Below are 15,902 nucleotides of genomic sequence, written 5' to 3'. Positions count from 1 at the left end.
GCCCGGCGCCCTCTGCTTACTGCGCCACCAGCCCGAAGTCCTTGATGCGCTTGAGGATCACCTCGGCTTCCGCGCGGTGGCTGGCCTCGAACTCCCTGGGGGTGCTGTTCATGATGTCCAGGCCCCGCTCGTTCATCAACCGGCCAACCTCCGGGTCCGCCAGGATCTTCCGGATCTCGTCCGCGAGTTTCTTCACCACGGGTTCGGGCGTCCTGGCCGGCGCGACGAAGGCGATGTAGACGGCCGCATCGAACAAGGGGTCGTCGAAACCCTGCTCCCGCATGGTCGGGACTTGCGGCAGCGCCGGCGACCGCTCTTTGCCCATGATGGCGAGTGCGGTCACCTTGCCCGCCAGCACGTGCTGCTTGGCCAGCCCGGCCGAGGTCAGGCCCACGCTGACGGTTTTCGACAGCAGATCGGCCATCACCGGCGCCTCGCCGCGCTGCGGCACATGGACCATTTCGGCACCGATGATGCGATTGAGCTGTTCACCCGCCAGATGGCCCAGGCCACCGGGCCCCCACGAGCCATAGGTCAGCTTGCCGCGCTGCTCGGCCGCGTAGCGCCTGAAGTCGGCCATGGTCTTGACGGGGAGGTCCGCATTCGCGGAAATCACCGCCGGGCTGCGAACGGCCTGCGTGATGTAGCTGAAATCCTTGAACGGGTCGTACGACAGCGTCTTGTACATCGCCACGTTGTTGATCAGGGTGTCGCCCAAGGTCACCAGCAGCGTGTACCCGTCCGGTGCGGCGCGCGCCACCTCGGAAGCGCCCAGGGCACCGTTCGCCCCCGCCTTGTTGTCCACGATGACCGGTTGGCCGAGCTGCTTGGACAAGCGCTCACCCACGGTGCGGGCGACGAAGTCCGTGGCGCCGCCGGCGGCCGCGGAGGCCACGATGCGGATGGGTTTGTTCGGAAATGCGGCGGGCGCTTGAGCGAGCACCGCGAAAGGCAGCGCGGCGGCGCCGACGAGCGCCAACAGGCGAAGGATGGTTCGATGGATCATGGGGTTGTCTCCTGGATGGGGGTGTTGTTCTGTGCTAGGCCGCGACGACCGCCGGGCGGGCGGGCGCGCGCTCGCGCTCCTTCGCCAGCTCGCTGTCCACGAGGCGGCGGAACTGCACCAGCGCGTGGTCCATCGCCATGGGCAGCATGGGCGCGGCGGGGTCGAGAAGCAGGTTCCGGTACTGGGCCGTGATGATCGAGCGGTCTTCCTCGAAGGCGGCGAGCAGTCCCTGGAAGATGGTGGCCGTGGTCCCGGGAATGGGCGCGGGCGCGTGGTAGGCCTGCTGGAAGAAGTAGTGGGTGGAGCTTGCCGTCTCGGGGGTCAGCGTCTGGCAGCTGTGCAGCCGCACCGCGCCCGCCATGTCGCCCTCGGCCCGGCCCGTCGGGCGCCCGCCGGAGTCCATGATGAGGGTGCCGGGCAGCAGGAAGTCGTAGATGAACCAGCGGTCGACGTTGCCTTCGAATTCGTGGAACGAGCGCCAGTACGCGGAGGGCGGCACGTCCGGCACGTGGCGCGTGACCCGGATGCCCTGCGGCACGCGCGCCACCTCGGGTTTCGACTGCGCGATCCGCGTGGAGCCCCCCAGGGTGTTCTCGTGCACGTACGACAGGTGCGAAAAGTCCAGCAGGTTGTCGCAGATGAGCATGTAGGGCGTCTCATAGTGCAGATAGCCCGGCTGGTAGTGCCACTCGGGGTGGTCGCAGGAGAAGTTGTCCGGCAGCAGTGAGACGTCCGCGAGACCCGGATCGCCCATCCAGACGAACACCCACCGGTTCCGCACGGCAACGGGGTAGCTGCGCACCTTCGCCTTGATGGGGATGCGGTCGAGGCCTGGCGCTTCGACGCAGGCGCCGTCGGGCGAGAACTTCAGCCCGTGGTAACCACAGCGCACGCAGTCGCCCTCGCGCCGACCGGCGGAAAGTGGTGCGAGGCGGTGACAGCACCGGTCTTCCAGCGCGACGGTCTCGCCATTGGCCAGGCGGTACAGGAGCAGCGGCTCGCCCAGAATGACGCGGGAAAACAGGCCGTGTTCGGGGATCTCGTGCGCCCAGGCGGCGACGTACCAGCAGTTTCGAATGAACATGTCGTTGGCTTCCATCGTGGATGGATGCCAATCTAGACGAGGGTCATTCGGCCGTCTGTCCTCCGCTTGAAGGACAGCGCTGGAACATCGGGTGCCAGAAACCAAAATGGGCTACGCGATTTCTCACGTAACCCATTGATTTATTTGGCGGAGTGGACGGGGCTCGAACCCGCGACCCCCGGCGTGACAGGCCGGTATTCTAACCAACTGAACTACCACTCCTGGTAGATGGCGTTCGTTCTTGCGAACCAAGTGCCAACCACTTGTTGCCTACTTGCCTTGCGGCTTGTTTGGCGACCCTACGGGGATTCGAACCCCGGTACTCACCGTGAAAGGGTGATGTCCTAGGCCTCTAGACGATAGGGTCATAACCTGGACTCAAAGAGCCTTCCATTGTAGCAGCGACAGAGCTTGTTTTTTCTGCCGATGCCGCGATGAAAACCTCTTCGCGACTTCAATCCTTGGTGGAGGTAAGCGGGATCGAACCGCTGACCTCTTGCATGCCATGCAAGCGCTCTCCCAGCTGAGCTATACCCCCACAGGGTTTGCTGACCGCCCTTTGCGACTTGTCGCTCAGTGCATTTCAGCAAGCCTCAAATTATAGGCGATTTTTTCAGGCGTTCTGCAAACGGTGCAGAACAACGTCACGATTTTGCAGTTCGAGCACCGCATCGAGCGACGGCGTCTGAGCCGTGCCCATCACCAGCACGCGCACCGGCATGGCCAGTTGCGGCATCTTCAGGCCGTGCGCGGCGAGCACTTCCTTGATGGCCGCCGAGAGGCCGGCCTTGTTCCAGGCACAGGCCGCGAGCTTCTCCGCCAGCGTGGCCAGCACGGGCCGCACGGCGTCGGTGATGTGTTGCGCGCGCTCGTCGGCGTTGGGCGTGATGTCGGCGTAGAAAGCCCTGGCCCACTGGGCCAGCGCCACGGTGGTGTCGCAGCGGTCCTTGAACAGGCCGCAGATGCGCGGCAGGCGCGCGTCCGTCGTGATGCCCTGCTGCTGCAGGTGCGCGGCCACCAGCGGCGCGAGCGCGTCGTCGGCCATGGCCTTGAGGTGCTGCGCGTTGACCCACTTGAGCTTGGCTTCGTCGAACTGCGCGGCGCTGCGGCCCAGGTGGTCGAGGTTGAACCATTCGAGGAACTGCGCGCGGCTGAAGATCTCGTCGTCGCCGTGGCTCCAGCCCAGGCGCGCGAGGTAGTTCACCATGGCGTCGGGCAGGTAGCCTTCGTCGCGGTACTGCGTGACGGGCTTGGCGCCGTTGCGCTTGCTCATCTTCTCGCCCTGCTCGTTGAGCACGGTGGGCAGGTGGGCGTACACCGGCGGCTCCTTGCCGAGCGCGCGGAAGATGTTGATCTGGCGCGGCGTGTTGTTCACGTGGTCGTCGCCGCGGATCACGTGGCTGATGGCCATGTCGATGTCGTCCACCACCACGCAGAAGTTGTAGGTGGGCGTGCCGTCGGGCCGCGCGATCACGAGGTCGTCGAGTTCGTCGTTGGCGATCTCGATGCGGCCCTTGACCTTGTCGTCCCAGGCCACCACGCCGCCCTGCGGGTTCTTGAAGCGCAATACAGGCTTCACACCTTCGGGCACGGGCGGCAGGGTCTTGCCGGGCTCGGGCCGCCAGGTGCCGTCGTAGCGCGGCTTCTCTTTCGCGGCCATCTGCTTCTCGCGCAGCGCATCGAGCTCGGCCACGCTCATGTAGCAGGGGTACACCTGGCCGCCGGCCACCATCTCGGCGAGCACCGCCTTGTAGCGGTCCATGCGCTGCATCTGATAGAACGGCCCTTCGTCGTGGTCTAGGCCGAGCCACTTCATGCCTTCGATGATCACGTCCACCGCGGCTTGCGAGGAGCGCTCGAGGTCGGTGTCTTCGATGCGCAGGATGAAGGCGCCGCCAGTGGAGCGCGCGAACGCCCAGGGGTAGAGCGCGGAGCGGATGTTGCCCAGGTGGATGAAGCCGGTGGGCGACGGGGCGAAGCGGGTGCGGATGGGTGCGGACATGTCAGAAGGAAGAAAGACCACGGTCAAGATCGGCCTGGATATCGCCCAGGTGCTCCAGCCCCACCGCCACGCGGATCAGGCCTTGCACCACGCCCGCCGTCTGGCGCTGCGCTTCGGTCAGGCGGCCGTGCGAGGTGCTGGCCGGGTGGGCCACCAGGGTCTTGGTGTCGCCGAGGTTGGTGGAGAGCGACATCACCTGCAGCGAATCGAGCACGTGGAAGGCGCGCGCGCGGGCCTGCTCGGGGTCGGCGCCCTTCACCTCGAAGGACAGCACGGCACCGCCGCAACCCGACTGCTGCGCCATCGCCAGCGCGTGCTGCGGGTGGCTGGCCAGCCCGGGGTAGTACACGCGGGCCACCGACGGGTGGGCCTCCAGCCACTGCGCGAGCGCCAGGGCGTTGGCCGACTGGGCGCGCATGCGGATGTCCAGCGTCTCCAGGCCCTTGAGCACGACCCAGGCATTGAAGGGCGCCAGCGTCATGCCCGAACTCTTGAGCACCGGCAGGAAGGTCTTGGTCACCAGCTCCTGGCTGGCGCACAGGGCGCCGGCCATCACGCGGCCCTGGCCGTCGAGGTACTTGGTGCCGGAGTGCATGACGATGTCGGCGCCCAGCGCCATGGGGCGCTGCAGGGCCGGCGTGGCGAAGCAGTTGTCCACGCACAGCAGCGCGCCGGCGGCGTGGGCGATGTCGGCCAGCGCGCGGATGTCGCAGACCTCGGTGAGCGGGTTGGTCGGCGTCTCGGCGAACAGCAGGCGCGTGTTGGGCTTGACGGCCGCCTTCCAGGCCGCGACGTCGGTCTGCGACACGAAGCTGGATTCGACGCCGAACTTGGCGAGGTCCGAGCCGATGAGCTTGATGGTGGAGCCGAACATGGAGTGTGAGCACACCACGTGGTCGCCGGCCTTGAGCAGGCCCAGGCACATCATGAGGATGGCCGACATGCCCGAGGCGGTGGAGATGCAGGCCTCGGCGCCTTCGAGCGCGGCCAGGCGCTGCTCGAAGCTGGCCACCGTGGGGTTGCCGTAGCGGCCGTAGGTGAAGCCGTCCTCGTCGCCGGCGAAGCGGCGTGCGGCGGCTTCCGCGCTGGGTTGCACGTAGCCGCTGGTGAGGTACAGGGCTTCGGAGTTCTCGCCGTACGGGCTGCGTTCGACGGCTTCGCGCACGGCGAGCGTGTCGCGGTGCAGGTCAGGTTTCTTGGCGTTCATGAAGATGGGGTGTCAGACGACCTGGGCATTGGGCAAGGCGAGGCGCGAGGTGTCTTCCTCGCCCTCTTCGCTCTGGTCGCGGCCGGCGTTGAGGCGGGCGATGTCGGCCGGCGTGATGTCGCCGGTGACGTACACGCCGTCGAAGCACGAGGCGTCGAAGCCGTCGAGCTTGGGGTTGAGCGAGCCGATGGCCTGCTTCATCGCGTCCACGTCCTGGTAGATCAGCGCGTCGCAGCCGATGATCTCGCGCACCTCGTCGACGGTGCGGCCATGGGCCACGAGTTCGTCGGGCGTGGGCATGTCGATGCCGTAGACGTTGGGGTAGCGCACGGGCGGCGCTGCGCTGGCCAGGTAGACCTTGCGCGCACCGGCGTCGCGCGCCATCTGCACGATCTCGCGGCTGGTGGTGCCACGCACGATGGAGTCGTCCACCAGCAGCACGTTGCGGCCCTTGAATTCGCTGCCGATCACATTGAGTTTCTGGCGCACCGATTTCTTGCGCACGCCCTGCCCCGGCATGATGAAGGTGCGGCCCACGTAGCGGTTCTTCACGAAGCCTTCGCGGTACGGCAGGCCCAGCAGCTGGGCCAGCTCCATGGCGCTCGGGCGCGAGGATTCGGGAATCGGGATCACCACATCGATCTCGTTCGGCGGCACGGTGGAGACCACGCGCTTGGCCAGCGTCACGCCCAGGTTCAGCCGAGCCTGGTAGACCGAGATGCCGTCCATCACCGAGTCGGGCCGGGCCAGGTAGACGAATTCGAAGATGCAGGGGTTGTGGCTGACCTTGTCGGCGCACTGCTCGAACTGCATCTGGCCTTCGAGGTCGACGAACACCGCTTCACCGGGCTGCAGGTCGCGGTCGAACTCGAAGCCGTTGCCTTCGAGCGTGACGGACTCGCTGGCCACCATCACGCCGCCGTTCTTGTTGCGGCCCAGGCACAGCGGGCGGATGCCATGGGGATCGCGGAAGGCCAGCAGGCCGTGGCCGGCGATCAGCGCCACCACGGCGTAGGAGCCCTTCACGCGCTGGTGCACGCCGCGCACGGCGGCGAAGACGTCGGCCGGCTTGAGGGTGATGCCGCGCGTGACCTTCTCCAGCTCGTGCGCCAGCACGTTGAGCAGCACCTCGGAGTCGCTCTCGGTGTTGACGTGGCGGTGGTCGGTCTGGAACAGCTCCTGGGCCAGCGCCTTGGCGTTGGTCAGGTTGCCGTTGTGCACCAGCACCAGGCCGAAGGGCGCGTTCACGTAGAAGGGCTGCGCCTCTTCCTCGCTGAAGGCATTGCCCGCGGTGGGGTAGCGCACCTGGCCCAGGCCGCACAGGCCGGGCAAGGCGCGCATGTTGCGGGTGCGGAAGATGTCGCGCACCATGCCCTTGGCCTTGTGCATGAAGAACTTGCGGCCCTGCTGGGTCACGATGCCGGCGGCATCCTGGCCCCGGTGTTGCAACAGCAACAGCGCGTCGTAGATGAGCTGATTGACTGGCGTCTTGCTGACCACGCCCACGATTCCACACATGATTGAATCCTCAGGAAAACTAACGGATATATCGGGCCACGGCCTCGGGCAACAAGGGCTTGATCTCGTGCAGCGAGGCCGACAGCACGGACGCCGTGGCCGACTCGCGCCACCACGCGGCCCCCTCCATCTGCGTCATGCTCACCACGAGCGCCACCGCCAGCAGGATCACCCCACCGCGCAAGAGGCCGAACGCGCCTCCGAGCACCCGGTCCACCGGTCGCAGGCCGACCGAGGCCACCAATTTCTGCACCAGCCAGGCCCCCAGGCCGGCGGCGAAAGCCACCACCACGAACACCAGGACAAAACCGACCGCCACCCGCATGGGCGGCGACAGGCCGTCCATCGGCAACCAGGTCCCGGCCTCGTCGGCGAAGGCCTGGGCCAGCACGAAGGCCGCCACCCAACCCGCCACCGACAACACCTCGTACACCAGACCGCGCCACAACCCCAGCAGCACCGACAGCAGCAACACCGTGAGCAGCACCCAGTCGGTCAAGGCCATCAGCGCGTCACCCCACCCGACGTCACAGCGTCAGGACGGCGGCGGTCAGGCCCAGGGCCTTCACACGGGCGGCGGCCTTCTCGGCGTCCGCGCGGTTCTCGAACGGGCCCACGCGCACCCGGATGCGCTTGCCATCGGGCGTCTGGGCGACGTGCGTGTAGGTCTTGAGACCCGCACCTTCCAGTTTCTGGCGCACGGCGCGCGCGCCGGCCTCTTCCGAAAACGCGCCCACCTGCACCACGAGGCGCTCGGCGCCAGCGGCCGGTTTGGCGGCGGCGCTGGCCGGCGCGGCGGCCGGCTTGCCTTCGAGCAGCGCGCGTGCCCGGTCGGCCTCGGCGGGCGACGGGGCGGCGGGCTTGGCGGGTGCAGGTGCCGGCGCGGCGGCCACGGGCGCAGGCGCCGGTGTGGGCGCTGGGGCGGCAGCTGGCGCGGGTTTGGGTGCGGCTTCGACCACTTCCTCGCGGGCACCCAGGCCCTCACGCACCGGCAGCGGTGCGCTGGCGGCGGCGGCAGGCGGCTTGGTGGCGGCGGGCTTGGCAACCGGCGCGGGCGTGCCCTTGGCCGGGATCTCGATGGGAATGTCGACGGGAATCGGGCGTGGCTGCGTGTCGAACAGCAGCGGGAAGCCGACCACGCCCAGCAGCACGAGCACGCTGGCGCCGATCAGGCGGTGGCGGGCGCGGCGGCGCACGGCCTCGATGCTCTGCGGCGGGGGGGTCGAGGCGTTGCCCTGGGAACCTGAACGGGATTTGAACATCGGGGGGACCGTGGCGATAAAAGGCTAGGCGGACAGGTGTTTCGCCGACATTCGGGGCACGCCGTCCTGCAATACGCCACCCACGGTGTAGAACGATCCGAAGACCACGATTCTATCAGCGGGGTCCGCGGCGGACACCGCGGCCCGCAGGGCGTCCATGGGGTCGGTGTGCCTTCCCGCCACCCGGCCCTTGCATTGGGGATGGGCCTCCAGCTGTTCGGCCAGGGCGGCGGCCGAACTGGCGCGCGGCAGGGGCAGGTTGGTGAGGTGCCAGCGGTCGATCAGCGGCGCGATGCGGTCCAGCATGGCGCCCAGGTCCTTGTCGGCCATGGCGCCGAACACGGCGTGCGTGGTGGGGTAGAAGCCCATGGCGTCGAGGTTGGCGGCGAGCGCGGCCACCGAATGCGGGTTGTGCGCCACGTCCAGCACCAGGGTGGGCGTGCCCGGCACGATCTGGAAGCGCCCGGGCAGCTCCACCAGGGCCAGGCCGTTGCGCACCGCCTGCGCCGTCACCGGCAGCCGCCCGCGCAGGGCCTCCACCGCCGCCAGCACGCCCGAGGCGTTGACCAGCTGGTTCGCGCCGCGCAGCGCCGGGTAGGCCAGGCCGGCGTAGCGCCGCCCGCCGTGCGAGGGGTGCATGGCCCAGCCCCATTGCTGCTGGTCGCCCGCGAAATGGAAGTCCTTGCCCAGGCGCCAGAGCTCGGCGCCGATCTCCAGCGCGCGGTCCAGGATGCTCTGCGGCGGCACCGGGTCGCTCACCACCACCGGGCGGCCGGTGCGCATGATGCCGGCCTTCTCGAAGCCGATGGCCTCGCGGTCGTTGCCCAGCAGGGCCATGTGGTCGAGGGCGATGCTGGTGATGACCGCGCAATCGGCGTCGATGATGTTCACCGCATCCAGCCGGCCGCCCAGCCCCACCTCGAGAATCGCCACGTCCAGCCCGCTGCGCGAGAGCGTGCGCAGGATGGCGAGCGTGGTGATTTCGAAATAGCTCAGGCTGATCTCGCCGCCCTCGTCGCCGGCCTGGCCCTTGCGGGCCACCTCCACCTCGGCGAAGGCAGGCACCAGGTCGTTGGCGGCCACCGCCTCGCCCGCGACGCGGCAGCGCTCCTCGAAGTGCACCAGGTGGGGCGAGGTGTAGACGCCGGTGCGGTAGCCCGACTGCGTGTAGACGGCCTCCAGCATCGCGCAGGTGGAACCCTTGCCGTTGGTGCCGGCGACCGTGATCACCGGGCAGTCCAGCGCCAGGCCCATGCGCTGGGCGACGCGCTGCACACGCTCCAGCCCCATGTCGATGGTGACCGGGTGCAGGCGTTCGGCATGGGCCAGCCAGTCGGCCAGGGTGGTGGGGTGATCGGGCACGGGAATGTCAAGCATGGGCAGGATTGTCCCATCGCCGTCCCGGGCCCGGGGCCGCGGGGACATGGCGGACAATGCGGGCCATGATCACCGTTCATGGCATCCCCAACTGCGACACCGTCAAGAAGGCCCGCACCTGGCTGGCGGAACACGGCGTCGAGCACCACTTCCACGATTTCAAGAAACAGGGCGTGCCCGAGGCCGCGCTCGACCGCTGGCTGACCGCCGCCGGCTGGGAGACCGTGATCAACCGCAAGGGCACCACCTGGCGCCAGCTCGACGAGGCCACGCGCACCGGCGTGAAAGACGCCGCGAGCGCCCGCGCCGTGGCGCTGGCGAACCCGAGCGTGATCAAGCGCCCGGTCGTGCAGTGGGCCGACGGTGCCATCACCGTGGGCTTCGACGCCACCGCCTGGCAGCAGCGCCTCTGAGCCGGCGCGGCGCGCCCCGGCCCGCGGCCTAAAATCGCGGTTTCGCCTTTCGTCTTCGCTTTACTCCCCCTCCAACACCATGAGCACCACCCAATTCGACGGCGTGACCGTCAACACCCAGGCCAACGTGTACTTCGACGGCAAGTGCGTCAGCCACGGCATCACCCTGGCCGATGGCACGAAAAAGTCGGTCGGCGTGGTGCTGCCCGCCACCCTCACCTTCAACACCGGCGCGCCCGAGATCATGGAATGCGTGGCCGGCGGCTGCGAGTACTTGCTGGCGGGCACCACGGAGTGGAAGAAGTCGGGCCCTGGCGAGAAATTCAACGTGCCGGGCAACAGCAGCTTCCAGATCCGCGTGACCGAGCCCTACCACTACATCTGCCATTTCGGCTGATCGACCCTCGCCGCCGAAAGAACGAACGCCATGGCCACCATTCTTCAGAACCTCCCCACCCAACAGAAAGTCGGCATCGCCTTCTCCGGCGGCCTGGACACCTCCGCCGCGCTGCTGTGGATGAAGCAGAAGGGCGCGATCCCTTATGCCTACACCGCCAACCTGGGCCAGCCCGACGAGCCGGACTACGACGAGATCCCGCGCAAGGCCCTGGCCTACGGTGCCGAGAAGGCGCGCCTGATCGACTGCCGCACGCAGCTGGCGCACGAAGGCATTGCCGCGCTGCAGTGCGGCGCCTTCCACATCAGCACGGCCGGCGTGACCTACTTCAACACCACGCCGCTGGGCCGCGCGGTCACGGGCACCATGCTGGTGGCCGCGATGAAGGAGGACGACGTCCACATCTGGGGCGACGGCTCGACCTTCAAGGGCAACGACATCGAGCGCTTCTACCGCTACGGTCTGCTGACCAACCCGAGCCTGAAGATCTACAAGCCCTGGTTGGACCAGCTGTTCATCGACGAGCTGGGCGGCCGCGCCGAGATGAGCGCGTTCATGACGGCCAATGGCTTCGGCTACAAGATGAGCGCCGAGAAGGCCTACAGCACCGACAGCAACATGCTGGGCGCCACGCACGAGGCCAAGGACCTGGAGCACCTCAACAGCGGCATCCGCATCGTCAACCCGATCATGGGCGTGCCGTTCTGGCGCGAGGACTGCGCGGTGAAGGCCGAGGAGGTGACGGTGCGTTTCGAAGAGGGCCAGCCGGTGGCGCTCAATGGCGAGACGTTCGCGAGCCCGGTGGACCTGATTCTGAAGGCCAATCAGATCGGCGGGCGCCATGGCCTGGGCATGAGCGATCAGATCGAGAACCGCATCATCGAGGCCAAGAGCCGTGGCATCTACGAGGCCCCGGGTCTGGCGCTGCTGTTCATCGCGTACGAGCGCCTGGTGACGGGCATTCACAACGAGGACACGATCGAGCAGTACCGCATCAACGGTCTGCGCCTGGGCCGGTTGCTGTACCAGGGCCGCTGGTTCGACCCGCAGGCCATCATGTTGCGCGAGACGGCGCAGCGCTGGGTGGCGCGTGCGATCACGGGCGAGGTGACGGTGGAGCTGCGCCGGGGCAACGACTATTCGATCCTGAACACCGAGAGCGCGAACCTCACGTACGCGCCGGAGCGGCTGAGCATGGAGAAGGTGGAGGACGCGCCGTTCTCGCCGCTGGACCGCATCGGCCAGCTGACCATGCGCAACCTCGACATCACCGACACGCGGGCCAAACTGGGCATCTATGCCAAGAGTGGTCTTCTGTCGCTCGGTGAGGGTTCGCAGATGCTGAAGCTCGAAGGCGAATAAGGTCTTTCTTTCAGTGACCTCGCGGGGTCGGGGCGCTCCGGCGCTCTGCTCCGCGGGTGTCCCCCGGCGGCTGGTGCCGCCTCCTCCTTTACCCCGCTGCGCAGAACGCCGGAGCACCCCGACCCGGGGAGATGCTGGCGCTCGCGCTTTTCCCTCTTGTTGGCGTGCCTATCGGCTGGCAGGTCCGACGACGTCGGGTGGTTGGCGCAGCGAAGTAAAGGAGGAGGCGGCACCAGCCGCCGGGGGACATTCGCGGAGCCGACCACCCGGCGACGGCGGACCCGAAGAAGCGCAGGCGAGAAACCTCAGACCACCACAGGCTCAGGCTCCAGCAAAATCCCGAACCGCTCATACACACTGGTCTGGATGGCCTTCGCCAAAGTCATCACCTCCCCCCCGGTCGCCCCACCCCGGTTCACCAGCACCAGCGCCTGCTTCTCGTAGACCCCGGCATTCCCCACGCCCCGGCCCTTCCAGCCACAGGCGTCGATCAGCCAACCCGCCGCCAGCTTGATGCTGCCGTCGGCCATCGGGTAGTGCACCACCTTCGGGTCGCGCGCGATGATGTCCGCACACTGCTCCACACTCACCGTCGGGTTCTTGAAGAAACTGCCCGCGTTGCCGATCACCACCGGGTCCGGCAGCTTCGCGCGCCGGATCGCGCAGATCCAGTCGAAGATCTGCTGCGCGTCGGGATGGGACATGCCGGTCTCGGCCATCCGGCGCTCCAGGTCCGCATAGCCCAGCACCGGCTTCCAGGGCTTGGGCAGCCAGAAACGCACCCGCGTGATCAGCGCGCGCCCCGCCAGGCCCAGACCCTTCTCGCCCGCCGGCGTGTGCTTGAACACCGAGTCCCGGTAGCCAAAGCCGCACTGCGCGGCGTTCAGGGTGAAACTCTGCCCGGTCTGCAGGTCGATCGCGTCCAGCTCATGAAAACGGTCCTGCAGCTCCACGCCATAGGCGCCGATGTTCTGCACCGGCGACGCACCCACACAACCCGGAATCAGGGCCAGGTTTTCCAGCCCCGGCCAGCCCTGCGCCAGCGTCCAGGCCACGGTCTCGTGCCAGTTCTCGCCCGCGCCCGCCTCCACCAGCCAGCCCCGGGCCGACTCCTCCACCAGCTGGCGCCCGCGGATCTCCACCTTGAGCACCAGCGGCTTGATGTCGCCCGTCACCACCAGGTTGCTGCCGCCGCCCAGCACGAAGGGCGGCGCCTCGCGCGTGAGCGCGGGCCAATCGGCGCCCGCCATGAGCGCGCGCAACTCCGTTTCGTCGCGCACGCGGGCCAGCCGCAGCGCGCGCGCCACGATGCCAAAACTGTTGTATGGCTGGAGCGCCACGTTGTTCTCGACTACCATCCCCGGATTGTCTCACCCACCCTCAGGATTCATCAGCCATGCCTTCTTTTGACACCGTACTCGAAGCCGATTTCGTCGAAGTGAAAAACGCGGTGGACCAGGTGACGCGCGAGATCGGCACGCGCTTCGATTTCAAGGGCACCGGTGCCGCCATCGAGCTCAAGGAAAAAGAGAAAGAAATCATCCTGCACGGCGACGCCGAGTTCCAGCTGCAGCAGATCGACGACGTGCTGCGCGGCAAACTGACCAAGCGCGGCGTGGACGCGCGCTTCCTCGATGTCGGCAAGGTCGAAAAGGCCGGCGGCGACAAGGTCAAGCAGGTCGTCAAGGTGCGCAACGGCATCAGCACCGAAGACGGCAAGAAGATCCAGCAGGTCATCAAGGGCAGCAAGCTCAAGGTGCAGGGCGCGATCCAGGGCGATGCGGTGCGCGTGACCGGGGCCAAGCGCGACGACCTGCAGGCCGCCATGGCGCTGATCCGCAGCGAGCTCAAGGACCTGCCGCTGTCCTTCAACAACTTCAGAGATTAAGTGAATACCCCCTGCGCCGCTTTCGGCGTCACCCCCCTCCAGGGGGGCGGCGCTGGCGGCCCGGCAAAGCCGGTTCCACGGCGCCTCTGGCCCAAGGCCTCCGCGCTCGTGGCGGGTCTTCTTCTGGCGCTGCCCGCCCTGTCCCAGCAGGTCGCGCTGTCGGGTGTGGCCGGTGGCAAGGCGCTGGTGAACATCGATGGCGCCGCGCCGCGTTTCATGAGCCCCGGCCAGATCCAGCAAGGTGTGAAGCTGCTGAGCCTGCAGGGCGAGGCGGCCGTGTTCGACATCAACGGCCAGCGCCTGACCCTGCGGGTGGGCGATGCACCGGTCAGCCTGGGCCGGTCTTCATCGGGCCAGGATGGCGGTGGTGCCCAGCGCATCGTGCTCACCGCCGACGCCCAGGGCCACTTCATGCCCACCGGCCAGATCAACGGGCGCACCGTGCAGTTCATGGTGGACACCGGCGCGACCACGGTGATCCTCAGCGAGTCCGATGCCAAACGCATCCAGCTGGACTACACCAAGGGCCGCAAAGTGGGTGTGGCCACCGCCAATGGCCGCGTCGTGGGCCATCAGGTGCAACTGGACTCGGTGCGTGTGGGCGATGCCCAGGTGTACAGCGTCGCGGCCATCGTGCTGCCGCAACCCATGACTTATGTGCTGCTGGGCAACAGCTTTCTCACGCGCTTTCAGATGCAGCGCCACAACGACCAGCTGACGCTGGAAAAACGCTATTGATCAGGCCGCGTTCTGCGCGGCGGTGACCACGATCTCGATGCGCCAGGCCGGGTTGGCCAGCGCGGCCTGCACCGTGGCGCGCGGCGGCGCGGTGCCCGGCACCACCCAGGCGTCCCACACCTCGTTCATGGCCGCGATGTCGCGGATGTCGGTGAGGTAGATCTGCGCGCGCAGGATGCGCGACTTGTCACTGCCCGCTTCGAGCAGGCGCTGCTGCACCTGCTCCAGCACGTCCTGCGTCTGGCCCGCGATGTCGGTGTCGCCGCGCTCGGGCACCATGCCCGCGAGGTAGACCACGCCGTTGAACACCGCGGCCTCGCTGTAGCGCGCGGCCATGCCGATGCGGGTGATGTCCTTGTGCAGATCGCTCATTTCTTCTTCGCTCCCAGTTTGCTTTCGGTGCCGGCCAGCAGGCGGTTGATGTTTTCCGAATGCCGCCACACCAGCAGCAGGCCCATGACGGCCAGGCTCAGCACCTGCACGCCCGGTGCGTCCCAGGCCACCCGGTTGCCGAGCAGGAAGTAGGCCGGCGCGAAGACCGCCGTGACGATGGAGGCGAGCGACGAATAGCGGAAGAAGATGGCGATGATCAGCCAGGTCGCGAGCGCCGCCAGCCCCAGCCAGGGCTGGAACGCGAGGATCACGCCCGCGGCCGTGGCCACGCCCTTGCCGCCCTGGAAGCGGAAGAACACCGGGTACAGGTGGCCCAGGAAGGCCGCCAGGCCCACCAGCGCCACCGTGCCGTCGCCCAGGCCATAGGCCTCACCCCACCACTTCACCGCCATCACGGGCAGCCAGCCCTTGAAGGCATCGAGCAGCAGGGTGATGACGGCCGCCGCCTTGTTGCCCGAGCGCAGCACGTTGGTGGCGCCCGGGTTCTTGCTGCCGTAGGTGCGCGGGTCGTTCAGCCCCATGAGGCGGCTCACCAGCACGGCGAAGGACAGCGAGCCGATCAGGTAGGCGGCCAGCGTGGCCAGCAAGGGGTAGGTCATGAAGAAAGCTCCTCGTTCTCGTGGGGCCGCCGCGTCTGTGCGCGAAGCCGTGTCTGGGCGGCTATTCTGCCAGCGCGCAGTTCACCGGCTTGGCGCCCAGGGGACCGGCGAGCACCGCCGGATCGATGCCGACGAGAAAACCCCGGCGCCCGCCGTTGATCCAGATCTTCGGCAAGCCGAGCACCGTGGCCTCCACCCACACCGGCATGTCGCGCTTGAGGCCGAACGGCGAGGTGCCACCCACGAAGTAGCCGCTGTGCCGGTTGGCGACCTCGGGCTTGCAGGGCTCGACCGACTTGGCGCCGATCTGCCGCGCCAGGTTCTTGGTGGAGACGGTGCGGTTGCCGTGCATCAGCACCGCCAGCGGCCTGGCCGCCTCGTCCTGCATGATCAGCGTCTTCACCACCGCGAAGGGGTCGAACCCGAGCACCTGCGCGCTGTGCTGCGCGCCCCCGTGCTCCAGGTACTCGTAGGGGTGCTCGGTGAACACCACGCCATGCGCCTTGAGCCAGGCGGTGGCGGGCGTTTCACTCACGTGCGATTTTTTTGCCATGGAAGATTTCAGGTCCGCAGTGGCTTCGGCCAAGGATGCCGTGGAACCGGCTTTGCCGAGCCACTGGCATCGCCCCCTTGAGGGGGTCGCGCGAAGCGCGGCG

The 15,902-nt window shown here is 67.8% G+C and carries 17 protein-coding genes and 3 tRNA genes; 5 read left to right on the top strand and 15 right to left on the bottom strand.

The window, feature by feature from the left end; all coding sequences use genetic code 11:
* Positions 1-16: 16 nt before the first annotated feature.
* The 11 genes from AC1Q9M_RS08445 to folC form a co-directional block, all read right to left on the bottom strand.
* A complete protein-coding gene (locus tag AC1Q9M_RS08445) occupies positions 17-1,006 on the bottom strand; it encodes a Bug family tripartite tricarboxylate transporter substrate binding protein (protein ID WP_492433283.1) in 990 nt (329 codons plus the stop codon).
* Positions 1,007-1,040: 34 nt separating this feature from the next.
* A complete protein-coding gene (locus AC1Q9M_RS08440; RefSeq protein WP_492433281.1) occupies positions 1,041-2,090 on the bottom strand; it encodes an aromatic ring-hydroxylating dioxygenase subunit alpha in 1,050 nt (349 codons plus the stop codon).
* A gap of 145 nt (positions 2,091-2,235) precedes the next feature.
* Positions 2,236-2,312: transfer RNA gene (locus AC1Q9M_RS08435), tRNA-Asp, on the bottom strand.
* A gap of 69 nt (positions 2,313-2,381) precedes the next feature.
* Positions 2,382-2,457: transfer RNA gene (locus AC1Q9M_RS08430), tRNA-Glu, on the bottom strand.
* 95 nt (positions 2,458-2,552) lie between these two features.
* Positions 2,553-2,628: transfer RNA gene (locus AC1Q9M_RS08425), tRNA-Ala, on the bottom strand.
* Between the two features lie 75 nt (positions 2,629-2,703).
* A complete protein-coding gene (gltX, locus tag AC1Q9M_RS08420) occupies positions 2,704-4,092 on the bottom strand; it encodes a glutamate--tRNA ligase (RefSeq protein ID WP_444688241.1) in 1,389 nt (462 codons plus the stop codon).
* Position 4,093: 1 nt separating this feature from the next.
* On the bottom strand, positions 4,094-5,299 hold the full coding sequence (locus AC1Q9M_RS08415) for an O-succinylhomoserine sulfhydrylase (RefSeq protein WP_382160251.1): 1,206 nt from the start codon (positions 5,297-5,299) through the stop codon (positions 4,094-4,096).
* 12 nt (positions 5,300-5,311) lie between these two features.
* Complete coding sequence (gene purF, locus AC1Q9M_RS08410; protein WP_382327180.1) at positions 5,312-6,817, bottom strand: amidophosphoribosyltransferase; 1,506 nt, start codon at positions 6,815-6,817, stop codon at positions 5,312-5,314.
* 19 nt (positions 6,818-6,836) lie between these two features.
* Complete coding sequence (locus tag AC1Q9M_RS08405; RefSeq protein WP_382323632.1) at positions 6,837-7,322, bottom strand: CvpA family protein; 486 nt, start codon at positions 7,320-7,322, stop codon at positions 6,837-6,839.
* A gap of 22 nt (positions 7,323-7,344) precedes the next feature.
* On the bottom strand, positions 7,345-8,079 hold the full coding sequence (locus AC1Q9M_RS08400) for an SPOR domain-containing protein (RefSeq protein ID WP_444688242.1): 735 nt from the start codon (positions 8,077-8,079) through the stop codon (positions 7,345-7,347).
* A gap of 24 nt (positions 8,080-8,103) precedes the next feature.
* Positions 8,104-9,456 (bottom strand): bifunctional tetrahydrofolate synthase/dihydrofolate synthase, encoded by a 1,353-nt coding sequence (folC, locus tag AC1Q9M_RS08395; protein WP_382323630.1) that lies wholly within the window; start codon positions 9,454-9,456, stop codon positions 8,104-8,106.
* Between the two features lie 65 nt (positions 9,457-9,521).
* Here folC and AC1Q9M_RS08390 point away from each other — a divergent pair, with 65 nt between their 5' ends.
* The 3 genes from AC1Q9M_RS08390 (at position 9,522) to argG (ending at position 11,628) form a co-directional block, all read left to right on the top strand.
* On the top strand, positions 9,522-9,869 hold the full coding sequence (locus AC1Q9M_RS08390; protein WP_382323629.1) for an ArsC family reductase: 348 nt from the start codon (positions 9,522-9,524) through the stop codon (positions 9,867-9,869).
* A gap of 79 nt (positions 9,870-9,948) precedes the next feature.
* Entirely contained in the window at positions 9,949-10,266 is a 318-nt protein-coding gene (gene ppnP, locus AC1Q9M_RS08385) for a pyrimidine/purine nucleoside phosphorylase (RefSeq protein WP_291112815.1), read from the top strand.
* 30 nt (positions 10,267-10,296) lie between these two features.
* The gene (gene argG / locus AC1Q9M_RS08380) at positions 10,297-11,628 is read left to right on the top strand and encodes an argininosuccinate synthase (protein ID WP_382160267.1); all 1,332 of its coding nucleotides are present in this window, start codon (positions 10,297-10,299) and stop codon (positions 11,626-11,628) included.
* Positions 11,629-11,933: 305 nt separating this feature from the next.
* Here the strand turns inward: argG and murB are convergent, their stop codons facing one another.
* On the bottom strand, positions 11,934-12,986 hold the full coding sequence (gene murB, locus AC1Q9M_RS08375) for a UDP-N-acetylmuramate dehydrogenase (protein WP_492433276.1): 1,053 nt from the start codon (positions 12,984-12,986) through the stop codon (positions 11,934-11,936).
* A gap of 38 nt (positions 12,987-13,024) precedes the next feature.
* Between murB and AC1Q9M_RS08370 the strand changes: the two genes are divergently transcribed.
* Together AC1Q9M_RS08370 and AC1Q9M_RS08365 are read left to right on the top strand one after the other, a co-directional pair.
* On the top strand, positions 13,025-13,516 hold the full coding sequence (locus AC1Q9M_RS08370) for a YajQ family cyclic di-GMP-binding protein (protein ID WP_297401042.1): 492 nt from the start codon (positions 13,025-13,027) through the stop codon (positions 13,514-13,516).
* Between the two features lie 108 nt (positions 13,517-13,624).
* Entirely contained in the window at positions 13,625-14,254 is a 630-nt protein-coding gene (locus AC1Q9M_RS08365) for a retropepsin-like aspartic protease family protein (RefSeq protein ID WP_492433273.1), read from the top strand.
* On the opposite strand, the gene AC1Q9M_RS08360 is transcribed toward AC1Q9M_RS08365, so the two are convergent.
* The 3 genes from AC1Q9M_RS08360 to AC1Q9M_RS08350 form a co-directional block, all read right to left on the bottom strand.
* On the bottom strand, positions 14,255-14,626 hold the full coding sequence (locus AC1Q9M_RS08360; RefSeq protein ID WP_444688248.1) for a RidA family protein: 372 nt from the start codon (positions 14,624-14,626) through the stop codon (positions 14,255-14,257). It abuts the gene before it with no gap.
* Positions 14,623-15,246: a glycerol-3-phosphate 1-O-acyltransferase PlsY gene (gene plsY / locus AC1Q9M_RS08355; protein WP_382160281.1), complete on the bottom strand. Its 624-nt coding sequence runs from the start codon at positions 15,244-15,246 to the stop codon at positions 14,623-14,625. Before plsY ends, AC1Q9M_RS08360 begins: the two co-directional genes overlap by 4 nt.
* 61 nt (positions 15,247-15,307) lie before the next feature.
* Positions 15,308-15,799, bottom strand: a complete 492-nt coding sequence (locus tag AC1Q9M_RS08350; protein ID WP_444688249.1) for an aminoacyl-tRNA deacylase — start codon at positions 15,797-15,799, stop codon at positions 15,308-15,310.
* Positions 15,800-15,902: the final 103 nt, after the last annotated feature.

The sequence above is a fragment of the Hydrogenophaga sp. GW823-FHT04C09 genome, assembly GCF_058796355.1.
The sequence above is the reverse complement of the archived record's forward strand: the minus strand, read 5'-3'. Positions and strand labels throughout refer to the sequence as shown.

What these genes read in the sequence shown, in the direction of transcription:
- folC (WP_382323630.1), bottom strand. Translation starts at nt 9,456, where the DNA reads ATGCTTGACATTCCCGTGCCCGATCACCCCACCACCCTGGCCGACTGG.
- murB (WP_492433276.1), bottom strand. Translation starts at nt 12,986, where the DNA reads ATGGTAGTCGAGAACAACGTGGCGCTCCAGCCATACAACAGTTTTGGC.
- AC1Q9M_RS08445 (WP_492433283.1), bottom strand. Translation starts at nt 1,006, where the DNA reads ATGATCCATCGAACCATCCTTCGCCTGTTGGCGCTCGTCGGCGCCGCC.
- AC1Q9M_RS08405 (WP_382323632.1), bottom strand. Translation starts at nt 7,322, where the DNA reads ATGGCCTTGACCGACTGGGTGCTGCTCACGGTGTTGCTGCTGTCGGTG.
- gltX (WP_444688241.1), bottom strand. Translation starts at nt 4,092, where the DNA reads ATGTCCGCACCCATCCGCACCCGCTTCGCCCCGTCGCCCACCGGCTTC.
- AC1Q9M_RS08440 (WP_492433281.1), bottom strand. Translation starts at nt 2,090, where the DNA reads ATGTTCATTCGAAACTGCTGGTACGTCGCCGCCTGGGCGCACGAGATC.
- AC1Q9M_RS08400 (WP_444688242.1), bottom strand. Translation starts at nt 8,079, where the DNA reads ATGTTCAAATCCCGTTCAGGTTCCCAGGGCAACGCCTCGACCCCCCCG.
- AC1Q9M_RS08360 (WP_444688248.1), bottom strand. Translation starts at nt 14,626, where the DNA reads ATGAGCGATCTGCACAAGGACATCACCCGCATCGGCATGGCCGCGCGC.
- AC1Q9M_RS08415 (WP_382160251.1), bottom strand. Translation starts at nt 5,299, where the DNA reads ATGAACGCCAAGAAACCTGACCTGCACCGCGACACGCTCGCCGTGCGC.
- AC1Q9M_RS08370 (WP_297401042.1), top strand. Translation starts at nt 13,025, where the DNA reads ATGCCTTCTTTTGACACCGTACTCGAAGCCGATTTCGTCGAAGTGAAA.
- AC1Q9M_RS08350 (WP_444688249.1), bottom strand. Translation starts at nt 15,799, where the DNA reads ATGGCAAAAAAATCGCACGTGAGTGAAACGCCCGCCACCGCCTGGCTC.
- argG (WP_382160267.1), top strand. Translation starts at nt 10,297, where the DNA reads ATGGCCACCATTCTTCAGAACCTCCCCACCCAACAGAAAGTCGGCATC.
- AC1Q9M_RS08390 (WP_382323629.1), top strand. Translation starts at nt 9,522, where the DNA reads ATGATCACCGTTCATGGCATCCCCAACTGCGACACCGTCAAGAAGGCC.
- ppnP (WP_291112815.1), top strand. Translation starts at nt 9,949, where the DNA reads ATGAGCACCACCCAATTCGACGGCGTGACCGTCAACACCCAGGCCAAC.
- plsY (WP_382160281.1), bottom strand. Translation starts at nt 15,246, where the DNA reads ATGACCTACCCCTTGCTGGCCACGCTGGCCGCCTACCTGATCGGCTCG.
- purF (WP_382327180.1), bottom strand. Translation starts at nt 6,817, where the DNA reads ATGTGTGGAATCGTGGGCGTGGTCAGCAAGACGCCAGTCAATCAGCTC.